This is a genomic window from Paenirhodobacter sp. CAU 1674, from assembly GCF_029222945.1.
GTDB lineage: Bacteria > Pseudomonadota > Alphaproteobacteria > Rhodobacterales > Rhodobacteraceae > Rhodobacter.
Genome location: NZ_JARHUH010000010.1, coordinates 160,329 through 176,438, shown reverse-complemented (window position 1 = coordinate 176,438; position 16,110 = coordinate 160,329). Strand labels below are relative to the sequence as shown.

General features: G+C 66.4%; 14 protein-coding genes. 6 read left to right on the top strand and 8 right to left on the bottom strand.

The annotated features are described in order from the left end of the window. Positions 1–647 precede the first annotated feature (647 nt). The 3 genes from P2G62_RS15005 to P2G62_RS14995 all read right to left on the bottom strand — a co-directional run bounded on the left by P2G62_RS15005 (position 648) and on the right by P2G62_RS14995 (position 2,430). Positions 648–1,405, bottom strand: a protein-coding gene (locus tag P2G62_RS15005) for an IS5 family transposase (RefSeq protein ID WP_275735721.1) whose coding sequence is annotated in 2 segments (ribosomal slippage) — positions 648–1,066 and positions 1,066–1,405 — 759 coding nt in all. Because the reading frame shifts where the segments join, the coding sequence is not laid out codon by codon here. A 114-nt stretch (positions 1,406–1,519) separates the two neighbouring features. Further along, complete coding sequence (locus tag P2G62_RS15000; RefSeq protein ID WP_275735720.1) at positions 1,520–2,098, bottom strand: DUF6680 family protein; 579 nt, start codon at positions 2,096–2,098, stop codon at positions 1,520–1,522. Continuing rightward, a complete protein-coding gene (locus tag P2G62_RS14995; RefSeq protein WP_275735719.1) occupies positions 2,098–2,430 on the bottom strand; it encodes a hypothetical protein in 333 nt (110 codons plus the stop codon). The genes P2G62_RS15000 and P2G62_RS14995 overlap by 1 nt, the downstream gene beginning before the upstream one ends. A gap of 340 nt (positions 2,431–2,770) precedes the next feature. Here P2G62_RS14995 and P2G62_RS14990 point away from each other — a divergent pair, with 340 nt between their 5' ends. From P2G62_RS14990 to P2G62_RS14965, 6 genes are read left to right on the top strand one after another with little or no spacing between them, the layout of a single operon-like run. Continuing rightward, positions 2,771–6,217 carry a transglutaminase family protein gene (locus tag P2G62_RS14990; RefSeq protein ID WP_275735718.1) on the top strand — a complete coding sequence of 1,149 codons (3,447 nt, stop codon included), beginning with the start codon at positions 2,771–2,773 and terminating at the stop codon, positions 6,215–6,217. Between the two features lie 19 nt (positions 6,218–6,236). Then, the gene (locus P2G62_RS14985) at positions 6,237–8,666 is read left to right on the top strand and encodes a circularly permuted type 2 ATP-grasp protein (RefSeq protein ID WP_275735717.1); all 2,430 of its coding nucleotides are present in this window, start codon (positions 6,237–6,239) and stop codon (positions 8,664–8,666) included. Positions 8,667–8,674: 8 nt separating this feature from the next. Further along, positions 8,675–9,562 (top strand): transglutaminase family protein, encoded by an 888-nt coding sequence (locus P2G62_RS14980; protein ID WP_275735716.1) that lies wholly within the window; start codon positions 8,675–8,677, stop codon positions 9,560–9,562. Between the two features lie 31 nt (positions 9,563–9,593). Then, entirely contained in the window at positions 9,594–10,352 is a 759-nt protein-coding gene (locus P2G62_RS14975) for a carboxyltransferase domain-containing protein (protein WP_275735715.1), read from the top strand. Then, positions 10,349–11,374 carry a biotin-dependent carboxyltransferase family protein gene (locus P2G62_RS14970; RefSeq protein WP_275735714.1) on the top strand — a complete coding sequence of 342 codons (1,026 nt, stop codon included), beginning with the start codon at positions 10,349–10,351 and terminating at the stop codon, positions 11,372–11,374. The genes P2G62_RS14975 and P2G62_RS14970 overlap by 4 nt, the downstream gene beginning before the upstream one ends. Further along, positions 11,371–12,108: a 5-oxoprolinase subunit PxpA gene (locus P2G62_RS14965; protein WP_275735713.1), complete on the top strand. Its 738-nt coding sequence runs from the start codon at positions 11,371–11,373 to the stop codon at positions 12,106–12,108. Before P2G62_RS14970 ends, P2G62_RS14965 begins: the two co-directional genes overlap by 4 nt. Here the strand turns inward: P2G62_RS14965 and lpxB are convergent. The 5 genes from lpxB to P2G62_RS14940 form a co-directional block, all read right to left on the bottom strand. Then, on the bottom strand, positions 12,105–13,253 hold the full coding sequence (gene lpxB, locus P2G62_RS14960) for a lipid-A-disaccharide synthase (protein ID WP_275735712.1): 1,149 nt from the start codon (positions 13,251–13,253) through the stop codon (positions 12,105–12,107). The two genes, P2G62_RS14965 and lpxB, sit on opposite strands and share 4 nt — an antisense overlap. Beyond that, on the bottom strand, positions 13,250–14,056 hold the full coding sequence (gene lpxI / locus P2G62_RS14955) for a UDP-2,3-diacylglucosamine diphosphatase LpxI (protein ID WP_275735711.1): 807 nt from the start codon (positions 14,054–14,056) through the stop codon (positions 13,250–13,252). The genes lpxB and lpxI overlap by 4 nt, the downstream gene beginning before the upstream one ends. Then, positions 14,053–14,847, bottom strand: a complete 795-nt coding sequence (gene lpxA, locus P2G62_RS14950) for an acyl-ACP--UDP-N-acetylglucosamine O-acyltransferase (protein ID WP_275735710.1) — start codon at positions 14,845–14,847, stop codon at positions 14,053–14,055. The genes lpxI and lpxA overlap by 4 nt, the downstream gene beginning before the upstream one ends. 3 nt (positions 14,848–14,850) lie before the next feature. Continuing rightward, positions 14,851–15,312: a 3-hydroxyacyl-ACP dehydratase FabZ gene (gene fabZ, locus P2G62_RS14945; protein ID WP_275735709.1), complete on the bottom strand. Its 462-nt coding sequence runs from the start codon at positions 15,310–15,312 to the stop codon at positions 14,851–14,853. Positions 15,313–15,408: 96 nt separating this feature from the next. After that, positions 15,409–16,104 carry an OmpH family outer membrane protein gene (locus P2G62_RS14940; RefSeq protein WP_275735708.1) on the bottom strand — a complete coding sequence of 232 codons (696 nt, stop codon included), beginning with the start codon at positions 16,102–16,104 and terminating at the stop codon, positions 15,409–15,411. Positions 16,105–16,110: the final 6 nt, after the last annotated feature.

Genomic DNA, 16,110 nt, shown 5'->3' with positions numbered 1-16,110 from the left:
CCTGCTCCTTGATCATCCCGATAATCTGCGCCTCGGTGAAACGGCTTTTTCGCATTCGTCTGCTCCTTCAGAGTTGGCGCAGACTCTACACTACGTTGAGGGATCCCGCGGGGGGCAGGTCATAGACAAAGGGGCTAACGGTATCTGTCTTGGCGGGTTATTCCAAGTTCGAACTTCATCTATATATCTGTTTTCATTCACTAAATCGACTTCCAGACATATAGACAGAGGCTTTCCGGTATCTGTCTTGGCCAGATTATCAATCTGGAAGGAACCCTGCTTGAGAAACAACGTTCGCCTTAAGGTCGAAACATCAACCTTTTCCCAGTTACTCTAACAGGGTTCACATACAGCACCTGCCCACATATTGGCCCAACGCTATTCTTTACAGGACCGAAAGATCAAACTGATTGCCCATTTGACAGCATGACACTTTCCGGGCCATACTGCGACGCATAGTGAGACACACAAGCAAACCTCACTCTTGTATGTCCAGCTAAGTCAATGACTTAGAAATATGGTGGATTGTCCCTGTCTCTCCGCCATTTACCCCTGAAATCATTTAGCAATTTCCCGAAAAGAGATTTCTACTGCCGATCTAGTGACAGTTTTCGCGCGGTAGATTTAGAGTCAGGACTCGTTCTTGATCACAACCAGAACAAGACGGTTGCGGCGAGCATGATCGCTGAGAAGAAAGTTTCCGGGCAGCGGTCATAACGGGTGGCGACGCGCCGCCAGTCCTTGAGGCGGCCGAACATGATCTCGATGCGGTTGCGCCGTTTGTAGCGCCGCTTGTCGTATTTCACCGCCTTCTTGCGGGATTTCCGGCCAGGGATGCAAACCTTTATCCCCTTGTCTTTCAACGCTTCTCTGAACCAATCAGCGTCATAGCCCCTGTCGCCCAGAAGCCATCCCGCCTTCGGAAGGCTACCCAGCAGAGCCGCCGCGCCGGTGTAATCGCTCACTTGACCGGCCGACATGAAGAATCCGATCGGTCGCCCCTTGGCATCCGCAACGGCGTGCAGCTTAGTGTTCATGCCGCCCTTCGTCCGCCCGATCTGACGTTCGCGCCCCCCTTTTTCACGCCCAGGCTCGACGCAGTGCGGTGTGCCTTGAGGTAGGTTGCATCGATCATGATCGTCTTGTGTTCGGCGCTCTCGGCCGCTAGGCCCATCATGATCCGGGCGAAGACGCCGTTGTCGCTCCAGCGCTTCCAACGGTTATAGAGGGTCTTCGCAGGGCTGTATTCTTTCGGCGCGTCACACCACCGCAACCCATTGCGATTGATGAAGATTATGCCGCTGAGGACGCGACGATCATCGACGCGAGGCTTGCCATGGCTCTTTGGGAAAAACGGCTTCAGACGCTCCATCTGGGTGTCGGTCAGCCAGTAAAGATTGCTCATCGATCAGGTCTCCTTGGGGAGCCTGAATCACGTCAAAAGCCTGAAATCAATGGGTCTGGAGCCTAGGGTGCCCACAAGGGTTTCAGGCTCATATGATCGCGGGAACGTAAACACTTAGCCTTCGTCACTTGGCTTCTCGATCTGCGGGGGCGGCGGATAGGGGCCGGTCCCCTGCGATGGCGCGTAAGGTTGAATGACAATAGGACGCCTGCCGCTTAAAATGTCGATCAACCCTTTTCGGGCCAGCTTCTGTTCCCAGTCGTCATCGTGCCATCCCTGCGGGATGTAGTTGCCTTCGAAAATGTCCATTTGTTCGACTTCAAACTTCAACACTTTCGCGATTTCCGAAATCAGCTTCGTCAGCATGGTTTCACGCTTCTTGAGGAAGTTCGACTGTGTCGCTTCTTTGGCGTTCGCAGGGAATGGTTCGCTTAGATTGCGAAGATACTCTTTCCATGCCCGGATGACCGATTCATCCTCCGCGAACTCAATTTCAATTAGGTTCAGAGCGCCCACATGATCGAAATGAACGGGCATCTTCCGGGTTCGCATTAGCGTTCGAAAAATATCCATACGCCGCCCTTGGACTTCCTTTCGATCATCCGACAGGCGGGTGATCCACACGGCAATGACCGGGCCGATGACAGCAGCGGCAGCCGTGACGATAGCGAACCAGTCAATACCCTCGCTCATTACATACCTCGCAGCTTCTTGAAGATCGCATTTACCGGACCAAGCGGAGTCTGCATGGGCACGGGCTGACCGCCAGCAAAGTTCGCTGGCAGTTCGGCTTTAATTGTCTGACTGCATGGCGACGGCAGCGTTTGGCCCGTGACAAGAGTTGTACCCGCGGGAACGGTCAACGTGACTTCGATGGAAATCGTGCCTTCTGCGCCAATCGAAAATGTCCCATCGTAAACGCCGCCCGTAGCGTCGGCCCCCGTTACGACGCCGTCTTCGATTACGAGAACGGCATGACCGAACCCGGAAACGCCCGTGTAATATACGGCATAGAACCCTTCCATTTTTTTCCTTTTGCTAGATCACTTCGATATGAAGTGGGCAATGACCCACGCAAATCAATACTTAGATTTTTTCTTTTGTGATGAATAAGCCCCGACGCCGAGAAGCCCCGAAGCCATCCCGTTCACGAAGCCTCCAACAAACGGTATCGGGCAGGCAGGCCAACGCCGCCCGAATGCGCAGGTCACTGCAGGGGCCGCAGCACCGCATGCTCGCCGTCGCCCAAAATTCAGGCATCCGCCCGAAAATCTACCCTTTCCACCTGCGCCATGTCTCTTTGCGGATGAAGCCTCCGGTGCCGCCGCCTAAGCTTGAGGCAAAGCATCAGGAAGGCCCGCGCGCATGGCGATCTACGCATCCATCCATCACCTCACGCATTACACCTACGACCGGCCCGTCACGCTGGGCCCGCAGATCATCCGTCTGCGCCCGGCCCCGCATTCACGCACCCGGGTGATTTCGCATTCGCTCAAGGTCAGCCCCGGTGGGCATTTCGTGAACCACCAGCAAGATCCCTACGGTAACTGGCTGGCGCGCTTCGTCTTTCCCGAGCCGGTGCGCGAGTTCAAGATCGAGGTCGATCTGGTTGCGGATATGACCGTCTACAACCCGTTCGACTTCTTCGTCGAGGAACTGGCCGAACACTGGCCCTTCGATTACCCCGAAGAGATGCGGGACGATCTGGTGATCTATCGCACGCCCGAACCCGAGGGCCCGCTTCTGGCGCAATTCATCGGCTCGATTGATTTCACCGAAACGCGGACGGTGGATTTTCTGGTCGGGCTGAACGCGCGGATCGCCCGGGAAATCAATTACACGATCCGCATGGAGCCGGGCGTGCAGACCCCCGACGAGACGCTGGAAAAGAAGTTCGGCTCGTGCCGGGATTCCAGCTGGCTGCTGGTGCAGGTGCTGCGCCACCTTGGTTTTGCCGCGCGGTTCGTCTCGGGCTATCTGATCCAGCTGGAGCCCGATCTGAAATCATTGGACGGTCCGTCCGGCACCGATCACGACTTCACCGATCTGCATGCCTGGTGCGAGGTCTTCCTGCCCGGTGCGGGCTGGATCGGGCTTGACCCGACCTCGGGGCTGCTGACCGGCGAAAGCCATATTCCGCTGGCCGCGACGCCGCATTACCGCAATGCCGCGCCGATCGCGGGCGGCTATGCCGCGGCGGGCACGCCCGAGGTGACCTTCGAATTCGACATGCAGGTCAAGCGCGTGGCCGAACATCCCCGGATCACCAAGCCGTTTTCGGACGAGGCCTGGGACCGGCTGAATGCCCTGGGCCGCAAGGTCGATGAAAGCCTTGCCGCCGGCGATGTGCGCCTGACCATGGGCGGCGAGCCGACCTTCGTCAGCATCGACGATTTCGAAAGCGCCGAGTGGAACACCGCCGCCGTGGGCCCGCAAAAACGCGCGCTGGCCGATACGCTGATCCGCCGGCTGCGCACCCGCTTCGCGCCGGGCGGTTTTCTGCATTACGGGCAGGGCAAATGGTATCCGGGCGAAAGCCTGCCGCGCTGGACCTTCTCGCTCTATTGGCGCCGCGATGGCCAGCCGGTCTGGAAAAACCCCGATCTGGTGGCGCGCGAAAACGACCCGCGCCCCGTGGGCGCCCCCGAGGCGGGCAAGTTCCTTCGCAGCTTTGCCACCCATCTGGGGCTGGCTGGGGACTTTGCCCAGCCTGCATATGAAGACCCCGCCGAATGGATCTTGAAAGAGGCGCAGCTGCCGTCCAACGTGACACCCGAAAACTCCAAACTGAAAAACCCCGAGGATCGCGCCCGCTATGCCCGCGTCTTCGACCGCGGCCTGACCGAGCCGTCCGGCTTCGTTCTGCCGATTCAGCGCTGGCAGGCGCGCGCGGGCGGCACCCGCTGGCGGTCCGAAATCTGGAAGCCCCGGCGCGGGCATCTGTTCCTGGTGCCCGGCGACAGCCCGGTGGGCTTCCGCCTGCCGCTGGGCGCGCTGCCTTATATCCCGCCGGCGTCCTATCCCTATACCTATCCCGCCGACCCGACCGTGCCGGTCGGCCCGCTGCCCGATTTTCACGCCGAAATCCTGCAGCGCCGTAAGAAGGTGCAGGACGAAATCGACCGCATCGCCGCCGAAGAGGCCGCCCGCGACGCGCAAGAGGCCGCCGAACGCAAGGCGATCCTGCCCGCGGTCTCGGCCGGGCACGCGCAGCAGGTGACGCGCACCGAGGACGAGGCCGAACGTCAGGCCATCAACCAGCAGGGCGTGGACCCGACCAGCGGCACCGTGCGCACCGCGATCGCGATCGAGCCGCGCGACGGGCGCCTGAACCTGTTCATGCCCCCCTGCGAAACGCTGGAAGATTACCTTGAGCTTCTGGCCGCCGCCGAGGTGACCGCGGCCGAACTGAACCTGCCGATCCATATCGAGGGCTATTCGCCGCCGCATGACCCGCGTCTGAACGTGATCCGCGTGGCCCCCGATCCGGGCGTGATCGAGGTGAACATCCACCCCGCCCACAGCTGGGAGGATTGCGTCGCCACCACCGAGGCGATCTATGAAGAGGCACGCAATTCGCGCCTTGGCGCAGACAAGTTCATGATCGACGGGCGCCACACCGGCACCGGTGGCGGCAACCATGTCGTCGTGGGCGGCGCCACGCCCAATGACAGCCCGTTCCTGCGCCGCCCCGATCTGCTGAAATCTCTGATCCTGATCTGGCAGCGTCACCCCAGCCTCAGCTATCTGTTCAGCGGGCTGTTCATCGGCCCGACGAGCCAGGCGCCCCGGATCGACGAGGCGCGCCACGATACGCTTTACGAGCTGGAAATCGCGCTGAGCCAGATCGGCGATCCGGTCGCGGGGGGCAACCTGCCGCCGGCCTGGCTGGTCGACCGGCTGCTGCGCAACATGCTGACCGATGTCACCGGCAACACCCACCGCGCGGAAATCTGCATCGACAAGCTTTATTCCCCCGACGGACCGACCGGGCGTCTGGGGCTGGTCGAATTCCGCGGCTTCGAGATGCCGCCACATCCGCGCATGTCGCTGGCCCAGCAACTTCTGTTGCGCGCGATCATCGCGCGCTGCTGGAAGGCGCCGGTTACCGGCCGTCCGGTGCGTTGGGGCACGGTGCTGCACGACCGTTTCATGCTGCCGCATTTCCTGTGGGAAGACCTTTTGTCGCTGCTGGCCGATCTGCGCAGCCACGGGTTTGACCTCGATCCGGTCTGGTTCGAGGCGCAGGCCGAATTCCGCTTCCCCTTCTGCGGCCAGATCGAGGCCGAAGGTGTGCATCTGGAAATCCGGCAGGCGCTGGAACCCTGGCATGTGCTGGGCGAAACCGGGGCGATCGGTGGCACGGTGCGCTACACCGACAGTTCGGTCGAACGGCTGCAGGTCAAGATGACGACACTGCATCAGGACCGCTACCGCATCATGTGCAACCGCCGCCCCGTGCCGCTGGCGCGCACGCAGACCAGCGGCGTGTCGGTCGCGGGGGTGCGCTTCAAGGCCTGGCAACCGCCCGAGGCGCTGCATCCGGTGCTGCCGATCAATGCGCCCCTGACCTTCGACATCTATGACGACTGGACGGGTCGGGCGCTGGCGGGCTGCGTCTATCACGTCGCCCACCCGGGCGGGCGCAACTACGACACCTTCCCCGTCAACGGCAACGAGGCCGAGGCCCGCCGCCTGGCGCGGTTCGAAGGCATCGGCCACAGCCCGGGTGTTTACACGCCCGCAACCGAAATGCCGCATCCTGAATTCCCGTTGACGCTTGACCTGCGCCGTCCGATAGGTCTGCTTTGAAAGAAATGACAGGAACACCATGGCCAAGGCAGCGCAGCCCCTAGATGGAGCGGATCTTTTCGCCGATTACCGGGTAACACCCGGTGTCTCGGACGAATTGTTCGATGCGCACGGCCAGATGCGCCCGGTCTGGCAACGCTTTGTCGCCCGTTTCGCACGGCTCAATCCGCAGGAAATCGCCGCGCGGTTCGAGCGCGGCAACCAGTATCTGCGCGATGCCGGGGTGTTTTACCGTCAATACACCAACGACCCGTTGCAGGAACGCGAATGGCCGCTCAGCCATATTCCCGTCATCCTGCATGAAAGCGAATGGGACCAGATCTGCGCCGGTCTGGCGCAACGCGCCGATCTGCTCGAGGCGGTGATGGCCGATCTGTATGGCCCCGGCCGGCTGGTCAGCGACGGCCATCTGCCGGCCGAACTGGTGGCGGGCTCGCGCCAGTGGCTGCGCCCGATGGTGGGCGTGCCGCCGCGCGACGGGCATTACCTGCATTTTCTGGCCTTCGAGATCGGGCGGTCGCCCGATGGCTCGTGGCTGGTGCTGGGCGACCGTACCCAGGCGCCTTCGGGGGCGGGCTTCGCACTGGAAAACCGGATGGCCACGGGGCGGATCTTCCCCGAACGGTTTCCGCGCGCGCATATCCACCGGCTGGCGGGGTTTTTCGGCGCCTTCCGCACCGCGATGGAGGGGCTGGCGCAGGGCACGGGCGGGCACGACCGGATGGCGGGAATCCTGACGCCCGGCCCGTCGAACGACACCTATTACGAACACACCTATATCGCGCGCTATCTGGGCATGATGCTGCTGGAAGGCGAGGATCTGCTGGTCGAGAACGGACAGGCGATGGTGCGCACGATCGAGGGGCCGCAACCGCTGGGCGTCTTGTGGCGCCGGATCGACGCGGCCTTCGCCGACCCGCTGGAACTGGAATCGAACAGCCAGATCGGCACCCCCGGCCTGATGGAGGCGGTGCGGCAGGGCAACCTGAGCCTGGTGAACGCGCTCGGGTCCGGGATTCTGGAAACCCGCGCGATGCTGGCCTTCCTGCCCAAGATCGCGCAGATTCTGACCGGGCGGAAGCTGACGCTGCCCAATATCGCGACCTGGTGGTGCGGCGGGCAGACCGAACGCGCCTATGTGCAGGACAATGCCGCACGCATGATGATCGGTTCGGCCTATGCCTGCGACCTGCCCTTCGATCTGGGGGCGACCACGGCCTTGGGCGGCACGTTCCGGGGCACGGCCCGCGACAGCATCGCCGACTGGCTGCAGGCCGAAGGCCCGCAACTGGTCGGGCAAGAGGCGGTGACCCTGTCCACCACCCCCGCCTGGGTGCTGGACCCCGAGGCCGAGCTGAGCGAGGGGCGCGTTCTGCCGCGCCCGATGACGGTGCGGGTCTTTGCCGCGCGCACGCCGCAGGGCTGGACCTTCATGAAGGGCGGTTATGCACGGATCGGCCGTGGCGGCGATGCAACGGCGCTGGCGATGCAGCGCGGCGGTTCGGTCGCGGATGTGTGGATCGTCTCGGATCGCCCGGTCCCGCAGGAAACCCTGGCCCCCGCGGATCGCGGCGATTTCCGCCGCGCCAGCCCCGGCACCCTGCCCGCACGCGCCGCCGACAACCTGTTCTGGCTGGGCCGCTATGTCGAGCGCACCGAAGATGCGATCCGCCTGATCCGCGCCTATCACCTGCGACTGGCCGCCACCGACAACCCCAACGATCCGCGCCTGCGCAGCCTGACTGGTTTTCTGCAAGGCTATGGCTACGATCTGGATCAGCCGGTGCCCGACGCCCTGCTGGAACGCATCGAGGCCGCGCGCAGCTGTGCGGGCAAGGTGCGCGACCGGTTCTCGACCGATGGCTGGGCGGCCTTGGGCGATCTGGCACGCACCGCGCGCGCAATGACCCGCACCGCCCGGCCGGGCGACGATACCGCGCGGGCAATGTCGGTTCTGGTGCGCAAGATCACCGGCTTCTCCGGCCTCGTGCATGAAAACATGTATCGGTTTTCCGGCTGGCGTTTCCTGAGCTTCGGACGCGCGCTGGAGCGGGCCGATGCGCTGGCCGCACTGCTGGCGACCTTTGCCGACCCGCAGGCGCCCACCGGATCGCTGGATCTGGCGGTCGAGGTGGCCGACAGCGTCATCACCCACCAGCGCCGCTACCGGGTGGAAACCTCGCGCGATACGGTCATCGACCTGCTTGCGCTGGATGCCGACAACCCGCGCGCGATCCTGTTCCAGGTGCAGTCGCTGCGGCGGCTGGCGGGCGCACTGCCCAATGCGCTTGACAACGGGCGGCTGGCGGCGCTGTCGCGGGCGCTGGTGCCGCTGGAAAGCGCGCTGTCCATCGCCGATCCGTCGGACATCACCACCGAACGGCTGATCGAAATTCGCGCCCAGATTTCCGCGATTTCGGATCTGCTGGCCGCGGCCTATCTGCGCTAGGGGGGAAGATGCTCTACGACATCAAGCTGGCCATCGACTACACCTATGCCGCCCCCTCGGATCATACCCGCAACCTTTTGCGGCTGATGCCGCTGGATATTCCGGGCGTGCAGCGGGTCAGTGCGCGGTTGCTGGATGCCGACCCACGCTCTGACGAGCGGCGCGATTATCAGGATTTCTTTGGCAATCCCACGACCTCGGTCGCCTGGCATGCGCCGATCGAGGCGGTGTCGCTGACCCTGCGCGCCCGGGTCGAGCGGCACCCGCGGCCGCGGCTGCTGGACCTGTCGCCCGGGCTGGCACAGCTGCGCGCCGATGTGACCGATGTCCATTCGCTCGGGCCCGAGGCCCCGCATCATTTTCTGGGCGCCTCGCCGCGGATCATGCCCGACCCCGAAATCACCGCCTTCGCCCGCGCACAGGTCACCCCCGCGATGACCGCCTTGCAGGCGGTGCTGGCGCTGGGGCACGCGCTTTATACCGAAATGCGCTTCGACCCCGAGGCGACCACCGTCGACACCACCCCGCATGAGGCCTTTGCCGCGCGCCATGGCGTGTGTCAGGATTTCACCCATGTGATGATCGCCGGGCTGCGCGGGCTGGGCATTCCGGCGGGCTATGTGTCGGGCTTCCTGCGCACCTTCCCGCCGCCGGGCCAGCCCCGGCTGGAAGGTGCCGATGCCATGCATGCCTGGGTGCGCGCCTGGGTCGGGCCGGAAAACGGCTGGATCGAATTCGATCCGACCAACGATCAGCCCGCAGGCGTCGATTACATCACCGTGGCCGTGGGGCGCGATTATTCCGACGTGGCGCCGGTGCGCGGGGTGCTGCGCTCCTCTGGCGGGCACCAAAGCCAGCAGGCGGTGGATGTCGTGCCGCTGGACGCCGCCGGTTGAAGCGGGCGCCGTTTGCGGCTTTGATGGCGCCATGAGCCCGCCCGACCTTCCTGCCCCGCCGCCCCCCGAAGCGCCCGAGCTGTGCCCGCTTGGGCTTGACGGGGTGCTGGTGCGCTTTGCGCAGCGCTTCGGACCCGCCGCGAACCGCGCCGCGCTGGATCTGGCTGCGGGTCTGACCGCCGATCCCCTGCCCGGCCAGACCGAGGTCGCCTCGGCGCTGGTATCCGTCGCGGTACGGTTCGACCGGGGCACCACCAGCCGCGCCGCGATCCTGGCCGCCCTGCGCAACCGGCTGGCGCGGCCCGCCCCGCCGCAGGCCCGCGCCCCGCAGCGCCTGTGGCAGATCCCGGCGGCGTTCGGGGGCGCACACGGCCCGCAACTTGCCGAACTGGCCCGGATACTGGGCCGCCCCGAAGCCGCGCTGCGCGACGAGATCTGCGCCACGCCGCTGCAGGTGCTGGCCATCGGCTTCGCGCCCGGCCAGCCCTATCTGGGGCTGCTGCCCGACGCCTGGGATCTGCCACGCCAGACCGCCCTGACCCCGCAGGTTCCGGCCGGCGCCATCGTTACCGCGATCCGGCAACTTGTGCTGTTCGCCAATGCCTCGCCCACCGGCTGGCGCTGGCTGGCGCAAACCGCGTTTCGCCCGTTTCAGCCGCAGGGCGCGGTGCCGCTGCCGCTGGCTGCGGGCGATGCGTTGCGCTTCGTGCCGGTCCCCGGGGCCGAGATGGAGGCGCTGTTGCGCGCGGGCGATCCGATGGGCGGCGCCCGGCTGGAGTCTGCGCCATGACGCCGGTGCTGGATCTGCTGGCCACGGGCCCCGGCGTCAGCGTGCAGGATCTGGGCCGCCCCGGGCATCTGGCGACGGGCCTGTCGACAGGGGGCGCGGCCGATCGCCGGGCGCTTTTCGAGGCCGCGGCCCTGCTGGGGCAGCCCGCGCCGCTGGCCTGTCTGGAGCTGGCGGGATACGGCGGGCGGTTCCGGGTCGGCGCGCCCACGCGCATCGCCCTGACCGGCGCACCGATGCGCGCGACGCTCGATGGCGCGCCGCTGCGCTGGCATGCCGCGCATCTGCTGCCGTCCGGGGCCGTTCTGGACATCGGCGCCGTCGAGGCGGGCAGCTATGGCTACCTGAGCTTTGCGGGCGGGATCGCCACGCCGGAAATTCTGGGCGCGCGCTCGGCCCATCTGGCCGCCGGGATCGGTGCGCGTCTGGCCGCCGGCGACTGCCTGCCGCTCGGCCCGGATACCACCCCGGGCGCGCCGCCGCTGGCCCTGCCCGCGCCCGCGCGGTTTCAGGGTGGCACGGTGCGGGTGATCGCAGGGCCGCAGACCGCGCTGTTCCCCCCCGACACTCGCGCGCGGTTCTTCGCCACGCCCTTCACCGCCGGGCGCGGCAACCGTCAGGGACTGGCGCTGCCGCCCCCCGACGCGCCCTTTGCCGCCGATGCTCCGCCGAACCTTGTGTCCGATCTGATCGTGCCCGGCGACATTCAGATGACCGGCGCCGGGGTGCCGATGGTGTTGCTGTGCGAATGCCAGACGGTCGGCGGCTATCCCCGGATCGGCACGGTGATCCCCGCCGATCTGGGCATCGTGGCACAGGCCGCGCCGGGCACCGTCTTGCGCTTCGCCCCCGTCACGCTGGAGGTGGCCGAGACGGCCTCGCCCCCCGAAAGCCGCTGGATCGCGCCGCTGCGCGCGCAGGCCCAACCGCTGATCCGCAGCCCGCATGACATCCCCGATCTGCTGGGCTATCAGCTGATCAGCGGCGCGGTGCGCGGCGACGAACACGAGGAGGACAGCCCGTGAAACTCGATCTGAATGCCGATCTGGGCGAGGGCTGCGGCGATGACGCGGCGCTGATGCAGGTCATCACCTCGGCCAATATCTGTTGCGGGCTGCATGCGGGCGGGCCGGTGCTGATGGCGCAGACGATGGCCGCTGCGGCGCGCGCGGGCGTGGGCATCGGCGCGCATCCGGGTTTTGACGACCGCGCCAATTTCGGCCGCACCCGGCAGCATCTGGGCGCCGACGATCTGACTGCGCTGATCGCCTATCAGACCGGCGCCGCGCAGGCGGTGGCGCGGGCGCAAGGCCTGCGGCTGCGTCATTTCAAACTGCACGGGGCGCTGGCGAACATGGCCTCGGAAGATGCCGATCTGGCGCGCGCATGCTATCGTGCGGCGCGGGCGGTGGTGCCCGATCTGGTGCTGATGGTGCTGGCGGCGACCGCGCAGGAACAGGCGGCGCACGAGATCGGCGGGGCTTGGGCGGGCGAGATCTTCGCCGACCGCGCCTATAACGACGACGCAACGCTGGTCGACCGCGCACTACCCGGGGCGGTGCTGCACGACCCGCACGCGGCCGCCGCGCGGATATTGGAGATGCTGCGCGCAGGCGCGATCATCGCGGGCTCCGGCCACCGCATCCCGGCGCGGATCGACACGGTGTGCCTGCATGGCGACACGCCAGAGGCGCTGGCGATGGCGCGCGCGCTGCGCGCCGCCTTGCTGGGGGCGGGCGTCACGCTGGCCGCGCTTTAACGCCCCAAGGCGCCCAGAACCGAGCGTGCGGCGCGCAGGCCCGGGTCTTCGCCGCCCTCTCCCAGGCGCTGCATCGTCAGCTCCATCGCCTCGAACTGCGCCGCGCGCAGCGCGTCGTTTTCCAACAGCGCCGAGAGCGCCGCAGCAATCGGCCCGGGGCGGCAGTTCGGGCCCAGAAATTCCGGGATCGCGCGGCGCTCGGACACCAGATTGACCAGCGTCACGGTATCGACCCGCAGCATCCGCGAAATCAGGTGCCAGGTCACGAAGGCCGCGTCATAGGCAATCACCATCGGCGTGCGGCTGGCCGCCAGTTCCAGGCTGACCGTGCCGCTGGCCGCCAGCGCCAGATCGGCGGCGGCAAAGGCCGCGCGCTTGTCGGCCAGATCCTCGACCACGATCGGCGCGACCGGCCAGCGGGCCGACATCTCGCGCACCATCGGTGCCACGCCCTGCACCGTGGGCAGCACCACGCGCAGCCCCGGCTCGCGGTCGCGCAGGCGCATCAGCGCCTCGTCGAAACGCGGGCCCAGCCGTTTCACCTCGCCCCGGCGCGACCCGGGCAGGCACAACACCAGCGGCTGATCGGGGCCGATCATGTAGGTTTCGCGGAACGCCGCCGCCTCGGCCGCGCCGGCATGGGGTTCGGCCACGACCGGGTGGCCGACGAAATCGCAGCTCATCCCCGCCGCCTGCATATAGGGCGGCTCGAACGGCAAGAGCGCGAGCACATGGTCGATCACCTGCGCCATCTTGGCCGCACGACCGGGCCGCCAGGCCCAGACCGAGGGCGCGACGTAATGGATCGTGCGCAGATCGGGGCGCGCCGCGCGCGCCGCACGCGCTACCCGCAGGCAAAAATCCGGGCTGTCGATGGTGATCAGCGCATCGGGCGCCAGTTCGGTGACGGCGGCGGCGGTTTCGGCAATGCGGCGCTTCAGCTGGCGGTATTTCGGCAGAACCTCGGCCAGCCCCATCACCGACAGCTCCTCCATCGGGAAGCGGCTGGTCAGCCCCTCGGCCGCCATCAGCGGCCCGCCAACCCCATGAAACGCGACCCCGGGCACCAGGCTTTTCAGCCCCGCCATCAGCGCCGCGCCCAGCTTGTCGCCCGAGGCCTCGCCCGCGATCACGAACAGCTTCATGGCTCGCGCGCCCACAGAAACAGGCCCGCGGCTTCGGCGGCGGCCTGCGTGGCGGCGCGGTCCAGCAACAGCACGCCCCCCGCCTGCCAGACGATCCCGGCAAGCCCTGCGGCGGCGGCGCGCGCCACCGTCTGCGGGCCGATCGCGGGCAGGTCGATGCGGCGGTCCTGATCGGGTTTCGGCGCCTTGTAGAACACCCCGCGCGCGCCGGTCGGATCGGGTTTGAGCCCCTGATGCAGGGCCGCAAAATCCAGCATCGCATCGGTGCCGGGCAGCGCCTCGACCGCCAGACACAGGCCCTGCGCCACCACCGCGCCCTGCCCTACATCGACACCGCCCAGGGCCGCGACAATGGCCGCCGCACGCGCGGCGTCTTCGGCATCGGCGGGGCCGGGCGTGCCGGTCAGCACACCGGGCCCGGGCACCAGATCGGGGGCGATGTCATCCGCGCCGACCACGCCAAGGCCCCATTCCTCGAACAGCTCTATCACTGCGCGCAGCGTCGCGTCGTCGCCCGCCTGCATCGCGCCGATCAGCCGCGGCACCAGCGCGGCGGTGCGCGCGTCGAACAGTTCCGGCTCCAGCCGCGGGCGGCGCATCGCACCGGCGAAACAGACCTGCGTCACGCCCCGCTCGACCAGCGCATCCAGAAACGGCACCAGCCGTTCGACGCGAAACCGCAGCGGCTCGGCGCCCGGAACGGCAGCGGCAAACCCCTCCATTTCACAGATCAGCATGCCGGGACGGGCCGCGGCCAGCAGCGCGGGCAAGGCGCCGGTGCCTGCAATCAGCGCGGTGCTCATCGCGGGGTCAGGAAGCTGCGGTCCGAGGGACCGAGGATGAAATCCAGCACCTCGCGTACATGCGCGCTTTCGGGGGCCTCTTCGGACAGCTTGCGCGCCTGTTCGCGGAAATTCCCGGCGGCAAGCGCGGTGAACATCTCGCGTAGCGCGCCGATTTCCTCGCGCGCAACGCCGCGCCGTTTCAGCCCAACGAGGTTCAGCCCCTCCAGCCCGGCGCGCGGCCCCGCGACCAGCGCATGCGGGATCACATCGGCGGTCACCATCGACAAGGCGCCAACAATCGCGCCATGGCCGATGCGCACCCATTGATGCACGCCCGACAGCCCGCCGACAATCACGTCATCTTCCAGCACGCAATGCCCCGCGATCGCGACCGAATTGACCAGAATGACCCGGTTGCCGATCTGGGCATCATGGGCGACGTGGCAATTGGCCATGAACAACCCGTCATCGCCGACCTGCGTCAGCCCGCCGCCGCCTTCGGTGCCCGTGCTCATCGTCACGTTTTCGCGGATGCGGTTGCGCTTGCCCACGATCAGGCGGGTGCGTTCGCCCTTGAACTTCAGGTCCTGCGGGATCTGCCCCAGCGAGGCGAAGGGAAACACCACCGTTTCGTCGCCGATCTCGGTCCAGCCGGTGACGACGACATGGGATTTCAGTTCGACCCCGGCGCCGAGCGTGACCTCGGGACCGATCAGGCAGAACGGCCCGATCTTGCAGCCCGGCCCGATCACCGCGCCGGCTTCGATCACCGCCGAGGGGTGAATCTCGGCGCTTGGATCAATGCTCATCGCTTACCCCTTGAGGTCCATCATCGCGGTGAATTCCGCCTGCGCGGCCAGTTGGCCCTCGACAAAGGCCTGGCCTTCGAATTTCCAGATCTTGCCGCCGCCGCGCTTCACCTTGACGTGCATCTCCAGCACGTCGCCCGGCACCACCATGCGGCGGAACTTGCACGCGTCGATGCCCATGAAATAGGTGCCAAGCGGGCGGTCGATCACGTTGAGCGAAATCCCCACCACGACCGCCGAAGTCTGCGCCATCGCCTCGATGATCGTCACGCCCGGCATGATCGGCTCATTCGGGAAATGGCCCTGGAAATGCGGCTCGTTGCAGGTGACGTTCTTGATGCCCACGGCGCTTTCGAAAGGCACGATGTCGCGCACCTTGTCGATGAACAGGAACGGATAGCGATGCGGGATGATGCGTTTGATCAGGCTCAGATCGGCAGAGGTATAGGGGGCGGGTTCGGTCATCGGAGTTCCTTGTCTTGTGGGCTGGCCCGGCCGCCCTGTCCCGATCTTGCTAACAACCGCAGGCGGGCTTGGCAAGAACGGGGGTGGCGCCCGTTCTTATTGGCCGGGGGCCGGGGCCTCGGTGGGGGCCGCGGCGGGCGCGCCGGTCTGCGGCGCATCGGGCGCGTCGGCACCATCCTCGGCGGGGTCGGAGATCGCGCTGCCCTCGCCCAATTCGTCATTCACCAGCGCTATCAGCGCTTCGGTCACGTCGATCTGCGCCAGCCCGCGGATGATGACCCGGCTGTCCAGCACGACGGCGGCATGGTTCTGCACCAGGATCTGATCGAGCAACGGCACGACCTGCGCGATGAAGGCCTGGCGTTCGTCCTCCAGCCGCCGGTTCAGGGCCTGCGCCTTGGCCTTTTGTGCCGCGCGAATGCCGGTTGCGCGCTGATCGAAGGCCTCGGCTTCGGCCCGGAAGGCCTGCGGCGCCATCGTCGCGCGGCGTTCGGTCAGGCTGCGTTCTTCGGCGATCAGATCGTCGGCAATACGGTTGTTTTCGGTGGTCAGCGCCTGCGAGGCCGCGGCGATTTCGCGACGCACCCGCTGACCCCAGAGCGAGCCGTCATAAAGCCGCTCCCAATCCAGCGTCAGTATCTGGCTTTGTGCGGCGGCCTCGGCGGCGGTGTCCTGCGCGGCACCCGGCAGGGCCGCGCCGCCAAACAGCGCAAGCCCCAGCAGAAAAACGACAGACCGGAGCCCGCGCGCGGCCCATGCCCCGCCCTGCCCCGGTCTGCGCACGATCCGCATCTGCGA